This window comes from Streptomyces sp. NPDC058525, assembly GCF_042719495.1.
GTDB lineage: Bacteria > Actinomycetota > Actinomycetes > Streptomycetales > Streptomycetaceae > Streptomyces.
Genome location: NZ_JBHXNP010000040.1, coordinates 59,554 through 71,093, shown reverse-complemented (window position 1 = coordinate 71,093; position 11,540 = coordinate 59,554). Strand labels below are relative to the sequence as shown.

Sequence of the window (11,540 nt, the reverse complement as noted above, 5' to 3'; positions counted from 1 at the left end):
ATCGCCCAGCTCCAGCGCGAGCGCGTACTTGAAGTCGATCCTCGCCCGGACCGCCTCCGCGGCCTGCCGGTCCGTCAGCCCCTCTACGAACTGCAACACCAGCACGAGCGCCAACCGGCCCGGTGACCAGGCAGGCTTCCCTCGCGCTGGGAACAGATCCGCGAACTGCGCGTCACTGAACAGGCACCCCAGCTCATCCCTGACCCGGATCGCCAGGCTCCCCTTCGGGAACGCGGCCCGCGCCACCCGCACTGTCTCCGCCGGGATCTCACCCGGCTCCTTCGGCTGCATCGACATCGACACCCACCCCAAACGACAACGTCGGCCTTCAAGACCACAACCGGGTCTTGAAGGCCGACGTCACGCGAGCCCCCGAATAAACCAACAGCATCCGAATTCCGTGCGGGGGCCTCTTCGCACCCGTTACGAGCCCTGGAGGGGCTGCTGCCGCGGTTGGAGGTCGAACCGCCGGCTGTCGCGCAGAACCGGCTCGCGGTCGAGAGCGTTCCCGTAGGCTCCCCAAACGCGCGCCGAGAAAGGGGCCTTCCGGTCCTGGACGGATGCCCTGGGTCTGTACGAGGCTCTGGGGGCCGGGCGGGCCGGTGAGGCGCGCGGTCTGATGGCCCGTTGACGGAGCGGTGCGCCGTTCCCGTTTGTCAAGCGGATTTTTGGGTTCAGGTGTCCGCATACCGACCGTGACACTCCGGAAGGTGAGCTAACAGTCCGTTTCGCACGTGTCTGTCTCCTATCCGTTTGTCCGGATTTCGGGTTTTGGACATGCGGTGATGTTGTGAAAACGAGACCACTTAAGTGTGGTTTACGGTCTGGGCGTCCCTGAGGATGGCTCCATTGAGCTCGGGTCAATGGGTCACGCGCTGTGGGGAGCGCCGACTCACGAGCACACACGATGGGGCCGGAATTCGCTGTCAGGGGTGTCAGCGGGTGCCGGGCCCTTCACGTATCGACAGTGACTCCTGAGGAGGCAATTACCCATGCGCGGAGCAACGAGCGCCAAGTGGGTCGCGGGTGCCGTCATCGTGGCGATGGCTGCCACGGCTTGCAGCACCAGCAAGGACGAGGCCGGCAGCAAGGCCGGTGGCAACATCACCGTGGTGCTCGGCGAGCCGCAGCACGGTCTCGTGGGCCAGAACACCGCCGAGTCCGAAGGCGCTGAGGTCCTCAACGCGCTCTTCACCGGTCTGGTCGAGTACGACAACAAGACCAACGAGCCGAAGCTCGCGGTCGCCGAGTCCATCGAGACCACGGACTCGAAGGTCTGGACGATCAAGCTGAAGGACGGCTACACCTTCCACAACGGTGAGAAGGTCGACGCGCAGTCGTTCGTCCGCGCCTGGAACTGGGGCGCCAACCAGGACAACGCCGCCGAGGGCCTGCCGTTCTTCGACAAGATCGAGGGCTCCGAGGAGCTGGCGCCGGGCAAGGACAAGAAGCCCACGACCACCGAGCTCAAGGGCCTGAAGGTCGTCGACGAGAAGACCTTCACCGTCACGCTGAAGGCTCCGTTCTCCCAGTTCAAGACCATGCTGGGCTACAACGCCTTCTACCCGCTGCCCAAGGCCTTCGAAGCCGACCCGAAGAAGTTCGGCGAGGCCCCGATCGGCAACGGTGCCTTCCAGATGGACGGCGCCTGGGAGCACAACAAGCAGATCAAGATCAAGCGCTACGACAAGTTCGGTGGCGAGAAGGCGAAGCTCGAGGGCGTCACCTTCAAGATCTACGACAACCTGGACACGGCGTACAACGACCTCCGCGCCGACACCATCCAGATCGTCGACAAGCTCCCGATCTCGGCGATGGCCACCGTCTCCCAGGAGTTCGGCGACCGTTACCTGTACAAGCCGGAGTCGGGCGTCGGCTACGTCGGCCTCCCGCTGAAGACCAACCCCGAGGCGTTCGGCAAGGTCGAGATCCGCAAGGCGATCTCGATGGCCATCGACCGGGAAGCCATCACGAAGACCATCTTCAACGGCACCCGCAAGCCGGCCGATGACTTCATCAGCCCCATCATCCCGGGTTACCGCAAGGGCGCCCTGGGTGAGGTCGGTACGTACAACCCGACCAAGGCCAAGGAGCTCTACACCCAGGCCGGCGGCATCCCCGGCAACAAGATCGAGCTCGGCTACAACGCCGACGGCGGCCACAAGGAGTGGATCGAGGCCGTCGCCAACCAGCTGAAGGCGAACCTCGGCATCGAGGTCACCGCCAAGCCGTTCGCCAAGTTCGGCGACATGCTCACCGACCTGGGCGACCAGAAGTACAAGGGCGCGTTCCGTATGGCGTGGTCCATGGACTACCCGGCGGCCGAGAACTACCTCCGTCCGATCTTCTCGAAGATCGCGATCGAGCACGGCTCCAACTACGGCGCCTACGAGAGCCCCGAGTTCGAGGCGCTCATGGACCAGGCCGACAAGACCGCCAACGAGGCGGAGGCCATCAAGCTGTACCAGCAGGCCGATGACGTGATCATCAAGGACCTGCCGTACATCCCGATCTTCACCTACATGTCTTCCTCGGCCTACTCCAAGTCCGTGAAGAACGTTGAGATCGACGCCCAGGGCCGCATGGACCTGGCCAAGGTCGAGCTCAACTAACACCCTTCTTCACACCAAGGGGACATCGGGGGCGGACAGGCGGAATCAGGTTTCCGTCTGTCTGCCCCTTCCCCCTGCTCTTCTGTTGGAGGTCTGATGGGCCGCTACCTCATCCGCCGACTCATACAGGCGATCCCTGTACTGTTCGGTGCCACATTCCTGATCTACGCGCTGACTCTCGGGCTGGGCGACCCCGTCCAGGCACTTGCCGGTGAGAAGAAGGCAGACCCGCTCGTCGCGGCGATGCTGCGCCAGAAGTACCACCTCGACGACCCCTTCCTGCTCCAGTACTGGAACTACATCACCAATGTGTTCCAGGGGAACTTCGGCGAAACGCTGAACGGGCGTCAGGTGCTCGACCTCATCACCGAGGCCTTCCCGTACACGATCAACCTCGCGATCGTCGCGTTCGTCATCGAGGCCGTGTTCGGTGTGCTCGCGGGCATCATGGCGGCTCTTCGCCGAGGCAAGTTCCTCGACCAGCTGGTGCTGCTGTCGACGCTGTTCCTCATCTCGATCCCGGTGTTCGTGACCGGCTTCATGCTCCAGCTCATCCTCGGAGTGGAAGCGAAAGCCATCGGCATCGACTTCTTCCCCGTCTCCTTCAACGAGGCCGACGGGTTCAAGGCGTACATCCTCCCCGGCTACATCCTGGCCTCGACCTCTCTGGCGTACGTCGCACGGCTGACGCGCACCAGCATGATGGAGACCATGCGCGCGGACTACGTCCGCACCGCGACGGCCAAGGGCCTGCCGCGCCGTCGGGTCGTGGTCAACCACGCGCTGCGCAACGCCCTCATCCCGATCGTCACGTTCCTCGGCGCCGACCTCGGCGCTCTGATGGGTGGCGCGGTCATCACCGAGAACATCTTCAACATCAACGGCATCGGCGGCCTGATCGCCCAGGCCATCCGCCTCGACCAGGGCACCGTACTCGTCGGCGTGGTCACGCTCCTCGTCCTCGTGTACCTCATCGCCAACCTGATCGTGGACCTGCTCTACGCCGTGCTCGACCCGAGGATCCGCTATGCGTGACACAACTTCGGTGGAGGACTCGATGACCGACACCCAGACCGCCGGGGCCCCCACGGCCGGCGCCACCGTCGGCAAGGGCGGCAAGAACGCGGAGAAGAAGCCGGAGCGCGTCGCGAGCCTGTGGTCCGACGCCGTTCACGACCTGCGCCGCAACCCGGTGTTCCTGGTCGGTGCGTTTCTGGTCCTCTGCCTGTTGGTGCTCGCCGCCGTACCGCAGGCGTTCACCAACGGGAGCCCGTTCGAGGCCACGGCGTGCACGCTGCAGGACTCTCTCAAGCGTCCGACCGGCGAGCACTGGTTCGGCTTCGACATCCAGGGCTGCGACATCTACACGCGCACCATCTGGGCCACGCGCAACTCCGTGATCGTCGGCATCGTCACCACCACGGTCGTACTGCTCGTCGGTGGCGCCCTCGGTCTGATGGCGGGCTGGCTCGGCGGTGTCTGGGACAGCATCCTGTCCCGTATCACCGAGATCTTCTTCGCGATCCCGCTGCTCCTCGGCGGCATGCTCATCATGTCGGGCCTGAAGGGCAACGCCTGGACCGTCTCGCTCGTGATGGCGACGCTCGGCTGGCCTCAGATCTTCCGCATCATGCGCTCCTCGGTGCTCCAGAACAAGAACAACGACTACGTGATGGCCGCCCGCGCCCTTGGCGCAGGCACCCTGCGCATCACGATGCGGCACATCCTGCCGAACGCCGTCGCCCCCGTCATCGTGATCGGCGCGATCAGCCTCGGTGTGTACATCGGTGCGGAGGCTGCCCTGTCCTACCTGGGCATCGGCGTCCAGCCCCCCGAGATCTCCTGGGGTCTCATGGTGAGCGACGCGAAGGACCGCTTCCTCCAAGCACCCCACGTGCTCCTCTTCCCGGCCGGCGCGCTGAGCATCACGGTGCTCGCGTTCATCATGGTCGGCGACGCGGTGCGCGACGCCCTCGACCCGAAGCTGCGCTGAGGAAGGGCGTACGTTGACCATCATCGACAAGACCTCGAACGTCCCCGCGCCCCGCTCGGCGCCGGAGGGCACCCCGCTCCTCGAAGTGCGCGACCTGCACGTCGAGTTCCACACCCGCGACGGTGTCGCCAAGGCAGTCAACGGCGTCTCGTACTCCGTGAACGCCGGCGAGACCCTCGCCGTCCTCGGCGAGTCCGGCTCGGGCAAGTCCGTGACGGCGCAGGCCATCATGGGCATCCTCGACATGCCCCCCGGCAGGATCCCGTCCGGCGAGATCCTGTTCCAGGGCACCGACCTGCTGAAGCTCCCGGCCGAGGAGTTCCGCAAGGTCCGCGGCCAGAAGATCGCGATGATCTTCCAGGACGCGCTGTCCTCGCTGAACCCGGTGCACACCGTCGGCGCCCAGCTCGGCGAGATGTTCCGCGTCCACCGCGGCCTGTCCAAGAAGGACGCCACGGCCAAGGCCGTCGAGCTCATGGACCGGGTGAAGATCCCCGCCGCCAAGGCGCGCGTGGGCGACTACCCGCACCAGTTCTCCGGCGGTATGCGCCAGCGCATCATGATCGCCATGGCGATGGCCCTGGAGCCCGACCTGATCATCGCCGACGAGCCCACCACGGCTCTCGACGTGACGGTCCAGGCCCAGGTGATGGACCTGCTCGCGGAACTCCAGCGCGAGATGAACATGGGCCTCATCCTGATCACCCACGACCTCGGCGTCGTCGCCGACGTCGCGGACAAGATCGCCGTCATGTACGGCGGCCGGATCGTCGAGAACGCCCCGGTGCACGAGATCTACAAGAACCCGGCGCACCCGTACACCCGCGGCCTGCTGGACTCGATCCCGCGTCTGGACCAGAAGGGCCAGGAGCTCTACGCGATCAAGGGCCTGCCGCCCAACCTGCTCAACATCCCCTCGGGCTGCGCCTTCAACCCGCGCTGCCCCAAGGCGCAGGACATCTGCCGCACCGACGTGCCGGTCCTGCACCAGGTGACCGCGCAGGACGGCACCGAGCTGTCCGGCCGCACCAGCGCGTGCCACTTCTGGAAGGAGCAGATCCATGGCTGAGCTCACCAAGAACGTCACCGAGCGCGAGCCGATCCTCCAGGTCCGCAACCTGGTCAAGCACTTCCCGCTGACCCAGGGCATCCTGTTCAAGAAGCAGGTCGGTGCGGTCAAGGCGGTCGACGGGATCTCCTTCGACCTCTACCAGGGCGAGACCCTCGGCATCGTGGGCGAGTCCGGCTGCGGCAAGTCCACCGTCGCCAAGCTCCTGATGAGCCTGGAGACCGCCACCTCCGGTGAGGTCTTCTACAAGGGCCAGGACATCACCAAGCTGTCGGCCAAGGCCCTCAAGGCCGTGCGCCGCAACATCCAGATGGTGTTCCAGGACCCGTACACCTCGCTGAACCCGCGCATGACGGTCGGCGACATCATCGGCGAGCCGTACGAGATCCACCCCGAGGTGGCTCCCAAGGGCGACCGGCGCCGCAAGGTCCAGGAGCTCCTGGACGTCGTGGGCCTCAACCCCGAGTACATCAACCGCTACCCGCACCAGTTCTCCGGCGGCCAGCGCCAGCGCATCGGCATCGCCCGCGGCCTCGCGCTCAACCCGGAGATCATCATCTGCGACGAGCCGGTCTCCGCGCTCGACGTGTCGGTGCAGGCGCAGGTCATCAACCTGATGGAGAAGCTCCAGGACGAGTTCAACCTGTCCTACGTCTTCATCGCGCACGACCTGTCGATCGTCCGGCACATCTCGGACCGCGTGGGCGTCATGTACCTCGGCAAGATGGCCGAGATCGGCACCGACACGCAGATCTACGACCACCCGACGCACCCCTACACCCAGGCGCTGCTGTCGGCGGTCCCGGTGCCGGACCCCGAGGTCCGCGAGAACCGCGAGCGCATCATCCTCACCGGCGACGTCCCGTCCCCGGCCAACCCGCCGTCGGGCTGCCGCTTCCGCACCCGCTGCTGGAAGGTCCAGGACAAGTGCGCCACCGAGGAGCCGGTGCTGGCGATCCCGGAGCGCTTCAAGGGCCAGGACATCTTCGCCGCGCACGAGTCGGCGTGCCACTTCGCGGAGGAGAAGGCCATCCTGGCCGTCTGACCCGCACCGCGCACGACCGAACGGCCGGCCCCCGGCGCCACTCACCGGCGCCGGGGGCCGGCCGTTTCGGCGTACCCGGGCGTACCCGGGCGTACCCGGGCGCACCGGTGGCGGGCGGGCGGAAAACCCGTGCGGAGAAAGCCGGTTGCGGCCGCCGCCCGGGCGGGCCGAGAGTGGGGCGATGACCGCCATGCTGACCGTCCGGCCCGCCGGGCCCGGGGACGCGTCCGACATCTGCGCCCTGCTCAACGCCGTCGACATGATCGAGATCGGCCGTCCGGAGACCGACCTCGGCACCGTCGAGGCCGATCTGCACCACCCCGACGTCGACCTGGCCCGCGACTCCTGGCTCGCCTTCCAGGACGGCCGGCTCGTCGCCTACGCCCTGGTCTGGGCCGACTCCGGGCCCGGCCGCGTCGACGGGGACCACTACGTCCTGCCCGCCCACCCGGGGGCCGCCCTCCGGCTGCTGGAGCTGATGGAGGCCCGGGCCCGCGAACTGGCCGCCGGGGCCGGGCCGGGCAGACTGCGGCTCCAGCTCAACATCAAGCCCACCCTCGACCTCTCCCTGCTCACCGGCCGCGGCTACCGCACCGTACGCCGCTACCAGGTCATGACCCGGGCCGTGAACCCGGCCGCCGACCCGGCCCCCGTCCCGCCCGCCGGGCTCACCCTGCGCGACTGCGCCGCCGACGAGGCCGACCGCCGCCGCGCCCACGCCCTGGTCGAGGAGACCTTCGCGGCCCACTTCGGCCATGTGGACCGCGCGTACGAGGCCTGGCTGGACCACCTGGACGCACGCCGTCTCGACTGGTCCCTGGTCTGGATCGCCTCCCTGCCCGGCGAGGGCGACGTGGCCGTACTGCTCACCCGGGACGACCGGACGAGCATGGGCTGGCTGAGCCACATCGGCGTACGGAAGAACCTGCGCGGCCGCGGCATCGGCGGCCACCTGCTCCGGCACTGCTTCGCGGCCTACGCGGCGCGCGGCCGGGACACCGTGGGCCTGGGCGTGGACATCCACAACGAAACCGGCGCACTCGCGCTCTACGAGGCGCACGGCATGGGCCTGCACTACGCCGTCGACACCTGGGAGCTGCCTTTGCACTCGCAGGGGTGACAGCCGGGGGACGCGCGGGTGCAATCGGTCGAACCAAGGGTGTATGGGACTCCACATAGGGTGACATTGGCCCCTAAGCGAGTCTCGGGATCCCTAGGAGGCACTCCATGCGCGGAGCCACCCACGCCAAGTGGGCCGCATGTGCAATGGCCGTCGCCCTCGCGGCGACGGCCTGCGGCGGCGGAAGCGACGGCGGCGGGGGCGGTGGCGACGGCGCGGGGATCGTCAGCTCCTCCTGGGGTGACCCGCAGAACCCGCTGGAGCCGGCCAACACCAACGAGGTGCAGGGCGGCAAGGTACTGGACATGCTGTTCCGGGGTCTGAAGCGCTACGACCCGAAGACCGGTGAGGCGCTGGACTTCCTCGCCGAGAAGATCGAGACCACCGACAGCCAGAACTTCACGATCACGCTGAAGGACGGCTGGAAGTTCAGCAACGACGAGCCCGTCACCGCCGAGTCCTTCGTGGACGCCTGGAACTACGCGGCGGACGTCCGCAACAAGCAGAACAACTCGCCGTTCTTCTCGGACATCGTCGGCTACGAGGATCTGCACCCGGCCTCCGGCGACCCCAAGACGAAGACGATGAAGGGCCTCGTCGTCAAGGACCCCAAGACCTTCACCGTCGCCCTGAAGGAGAAGTTCTCCACCTGGCCCGAGACCCTCGGCTACCAGGCCTTCTCCCCGCTGCCCAAGGCCTTCTTCACCGACCACGCCGGCTGGCTCGCCAAGCCGATCGGCAACGGCCCGTACACGGTGGACTCGTACACCAAGGGCACCGGCATGAAGCTGCGCAAGTGGGACGGCTACCCCGGCGCGGACAAGGCGCAGAACGGCGGCGTCGACCTCAAGGTCTACACGGACAACAACACCGCCTACACCGACCTGATCTCCGGCAACCTCGACCTCGTCGACGACGTCCCGGCGCAGCAGCTGAAGAACGTCGCGAACGACCTCGGCGACCGCTACATCAACCAGCCCGCCCTGATCATCCAGACCCTCACCTTCCCGCTGTACGACCCCCAGTGGAGCAAGGAGGGCATGGAGAAGGTCCGCCGCGGCATCTCCATGGCGATCAACCGCGACGAGATCACCAAGCAGATCTTCCGGGACACCCGCACCCCCGCCAAGGACTGGACCTCCCCGGCCCTCGGCGACAAGGGCGGCTTCAAGTCCACCGTCTGCGGCGAGGCCTGCACCTTCGACCCCGCCGAGGCCAAGAAGCTCATCGAGGAGGGCGGCGGACTGCCCGGCGGCAAGGTCACGCTGACCTCCAACGTGGACACCGGATCGCACCGCGACTGGATGGACGCCGTCTGCAACAGCGTCAACAACGCGCTGGGCGAGGGCCCCGTCTGCACCGTCAACCCCATCGGCACCTTCGCCGACTTCCGCAACCAGCAGACGAACTTCAAGCTGACCGGCCCCTTCCGCTCCGGCTGGCAGGCCGACTACCCGCTGATCCAGAACTTCCTCGAGCCGCTGTACTACACCGGGGCCTCCGCCAACTACGGCAAGTTCAACAACCCGGAGTTCGACAAGCTCGTCGACCAGGCCAACCAGGAGAGCGACGCCGCCAAGGCGACCGCCACCTTCCAGGACGCCGAGAAGATCCTCGCCGAGCAGATGCCGTCCATCCCGCTCTGGTACCAGAACGGCAGCGCCGGGCACTCCGAGCGGATCACCGACGTGGCGCTCAACCAGTTCAGCGTGCCGGTCTACGACCAGATCAAGGTCAGCTGACCCACCGACGGATCGATCCTGGAGCAGTCCATGGGACGTTATGTGATCCGGCGGCTGCTCCAGATGATCCCCGTGTTCATCGGCAGCACCTTCCTGATCTTCTTCATGGTGTACGCGCTCGGTGACCCGGTCGCCGCCCTCTTCGGCGACAAGGCACCCGACCCCGCCACCGCCGCCCGCATCCGCAAGGACCTCTACCTCGACCGCCCCCTGTGGGAGCAGTACCTCCACTACATGGGCCAGATCTTCCAGGGCGACTTCGGCACGGCCTTCAACGGCCAGAAGGTCACCGAACTCATGGCGACGGCCTTCCCCGTCACCCTGCGCCTGACCATCGTCGCGATCCTCATCGAGATCGTCGTCGGCATCACCCTCGGCGTGGTCAGCGGACTGCGCCGCGGCAAGGCCATCGACACCTCCGTACTCGTGATGACCCTCGTCGTCATCTCGGTGCCCACCTTCGTGACGGGCTACCTGCTCCAGTTCCTCTTCGGCGTCCAATGGGGCTGGGTCCGGCCCACCGTCTCCCCGGACGCCCCCTTCAGCGAGCTGATCCTGCCCGGCATCGTGCTCGCCCTCGTCTCCCTCGCGTACGTCACCCGGCTCTCGCGCACCTCCATCGCCGAGAACGTCAAGGCCGACTACGTCCGCACCGCCGTCGCCAAGGGACTGCCGCGCCGCCGGGTCATCACCCGCCACCTGCTGCGCAACTCCCTGATCCCGGTGGTCACCTTCATCGGCACCGACATCGGCGCGCTGATGGGCGGCGCCATCGTCACCGAGCGGATCTTCAACATCCACGGCGTCGGCTACCAGCTCTACCAGGGCATCCTGCGCAACAACGCGCCCACCGTGGTCGGCTTCGTGACCATCCTCGTCATCGTCTTCCTGCTGGCGAACCTGCTCGTCGACCTGCTCTACGCGGTCCTGGACCCGAGGATCCGTTATGCCTGAGCCCGAGCGCCCCGACGCCTACGACCCCGTGGGCCCCGGACCGAACGAAGCGGTGTCACCCACCGGCCAGGGCGGAGCCATGGACCTTGCCCTGGAGGAGGGGGAGAGCCTCGAGAAGAGCCTCGCCCCCGGACCCGGCGGAGCCGGCCCGTCCGACAAGCCCCGCTCGCTGTGGTCCGATGCCTGGCACCAGCTGCGCCGCAACCCCGTCTTCGTCATCTCCTCCCTGCTGATCCTCTTCCTCGTCGTCATCGCGATCTGGCCCCAGCTCATCGCGAGCGGCGACCCCCTCAGCTGCGACCTGTCCAAGTCCCAGGAGGGCTCCTCCCCGGGCCACCCCTTCGGCTACGACACCCAGGGCTGCGACGTGTACACCCGTACCGTCTACGGCGCCCGCGCTTCCATCACCGTGGGCGTGTGCGCCACCCTCGGCGCCGCCCTGCTCGGCTCCGCGCTCGGCGGGCTCGCCGGCTTCTTCGGCGGCTGGTGGGACGCGCTGCTCTCCCGGGTCGCGGACATCTTCTTCGGCATCCCGGTGATCCTCGGCGGCCTGGTCTTCCTGTCCGTCGTCACCAGCACCACCGTCTGGCCCGTGGTCGGCTTCATCGTGCTGCTGGGCTGGCCGCAGCTCGCCCGCATCGCCCGCGGCTCGGTGATCACCGCCAAACAGAACGACTACGTCCAGGCCGCCCGGGCGCTCGGCGCCGGCAACGGCCGGATGCTGCTGCGGCACGTGGCGCCGAACGCCGTTGCGCCCGTCATCGTCGTCGCCACCATCGCGCTCGGCACCTACATCGCCCTGGAAGCCACCCTGTCCTTCCTCGGCGTGGGCCTGCGCCCGCCCACGGTCTCCTGGGGCATCGACATCTCCAACGCGGCCTCGCAGATCCGCAACGCCCCGCACATGCTGCTCTGGCCGGCCGGCGCGCTCAGCCTGACCGTGCTCGCCTTCATCATGCTCGGCGACGCGGTGCGCGACGCCCTCGACCCCAAGCTGCGCTGAGG

At 67.3% G+C, this 11,540-nt stretch carries 10 protein-coding genes; 9 read left to right on the top strand and 1 reads right to left on the bottom strand.

Annotated features, from left to right (window positions below; genetic code table 11):
- The coding region (locus ACFWP3_RS20020) for a transposase (RefSeq protein WP_384222706.1) at positions 1-297 on the bottom strand (297 nt) is incomplete at its 3' end.
- Positions 298-992: 695 nt separating this feature from the next.
- Here ACFWP3_RS20020 and ACFWP3_RS20015 point away from each other — a divergent pair.
- The 9 genes from ACFWP3_RS20015 to ACFWP3_RS19975 all read left to right on the top strand — a co-directional run bounded on the left by ACFWP3_RS20015 (position 993) and on the right by ACFWP3_RS19975 (position 11,538).
- On the top strand, positions 993-2,612 hold the full coding sequence (locus tag ACFWP3_RS20015) for an ABC transporter substrate-binding protein (protein WP_384222703.1): 1,620 nt from the start codon (positions 993-995) through the stop codon (positions 2,610-2,612).
- 96 nt (positions 2,613-2,708) lie between these two features.
- A complete protein-coding gene (locus ACFWP3_RS20010) occupies positions 2,709-3,647 on the top strand; it encodes an ABC transporter permease (RefSeq protein ID WP_362304543.1) in 939 nt (312 codons plus the stop codon).
- Positions 3,640-4,605 carry an ABC transporter permease gene (locus tag ACFWP3_RS20005; protein ID WP_384222701.1) on the top strand — a complete coding sequence of 322 codons (966 nt, stop codon included), beginning with the start codon at positions 3,640-3,642 and terminating at the stop codon, positions 4,603-4,605. The genes ACFWP3_RS20010 and ACFWP3_RS20005 overlap by 8 nt, the downstream gene beginning before the upstream one ends.
- Before the next feature lie 13 nt (positions 4,606-4,618).
- Positions 4,619-5,674: an ABC transporter ATP-binding protein gene (locus ACFWP3_RS20000; protein ID WP_384222699.1), complete on the top strand. Its 1,056-nt coding sequence runs from the start codon at positions 4,619-4,621 to the stop codon at positions 5,672-5,674.
- A complete protein-coding gene (locus ACFWP3_RS19995) occupies positions 5,667-6,719 on the top strand; it encodes an ABC transporter ATP-binding protein (protein WP_384222696.1) in 1,053 nt (350 codons plus the stop codon). The genes ACFWP3_RS20000 and ACFWP3_RS19995 overlap by 8 nt, the downstream gene beginning before the upstream one ends.
- A 181-nt stretch (positions 6,720-6,900) precedes the next feature.
- The gene (locus tag ACFWP3_RS19990; RefSeq protein ID WP_384222693.1) at positions 6,901-7,839 is read left to right on the top strand and encodes a GNAT family N-acetyltransferase; all 939 of its coding nucleotides are present in this window, start codon (positions 6,901-6,903) and stop codon (positions 7,837-7,839) included.
- A gap of 107 nt (positions 7,840-7,946) precedes the next feature.
- On the top strand, positions 7,947-9,581 hold the full coding sequence (locus tag ACFWP3_RS19985) for an ABC transporter substrate-binding protein (protein ID WP_384222690.1): 1,635 nt from the start codon (positions 7,947-7,949) through the stop codon (positions 9,579-9,581).
- Between the two features lie 30 nt (positions 9,582-9,611).
- Complete coding sequence (locus tag ACFWP3_RS19980; protein WP_384222687.1) at positions 9,612-10,535, top strand: ABC transporter permease; 924 nt, start codon at positions 9,612-9,614, stop codon at positions 10,533-10,535.
- Entirely contained in the window at positions 10,528-11,538 is a 1,011-nt protein-coding gene (locus ACFWP3_RS19975; RefSeq protein WP_384222684.1) for an ABC transporter permease, read from the top strand. The genes ACFWP3_RS19980 and ACFWP3_RS19975 overlap by 8 nt, the downstream gene beginning before the upstream one ends.
- The last annotated feature ends 2 nt before the right edge of the window (positions 11,539-11,540 follow it).

Bases quoted from the DNA above. Each gene is read 5' to 3' on its own strand.
- ACFWP3_RS20005 (WP_384222701.1), top strand. From the start codon at position 3,640: ATGCGTGACACAACTTCGGTGGAGGACTCGATGACCGACACCCAGACC.
- ACFWP3_RS20010 (WP_362304543.1), top strand. From the start codon at position 2,709: ATGGGCCGCTACCTCATCCGCCGACTCATACAGGCGATCCCTGTACTG.
- ACFWP3_RS19980 (WP_384222687.1), top strand. From the start codon at position 9,612: ATGGGACGTTATGTGATCCGGCGGCTGCTCCAGATGATCCCCGTGTTC.
- ACFWP3_RS19985 (WP_384222690.1), top strand. From the start codon at position 7,947: ATGCGCGGAGCCACCCACGCCAAGTGGGCCGCATGTGCAATGGCCGTC.
- ACFWP3_RS19975 (WP_384222684.1), top strand. From the start codon at position 10,528: ATGCCTGAGCCCGAGCGCCCCGACGCCTACGACCCCGTGGGCCCCGGA.
- ACFWP3_RS19995 (WP_384222696.1), top strand. From the start codon at position 5,667: ATGGCTGAGCTCACCAAGAACGTCACCGAGCGCGAGCCGATCCTCCAG.
- ACFWP3_RS19990 (WP_384222693.1), top strand. From the start codon at position 6,901: ATGACCGCCATGCTGACCGTCCGGCCCGCCGGGCCCGGGGACGCGTCC.
- ACFWP3_RS20015 (WP_384222703.1), top strand. From the start codon at position 993: ATGCGCGGAGCAACGAGCGCCAAGTGGGTCGCGGGTGCCGTCATCGTG.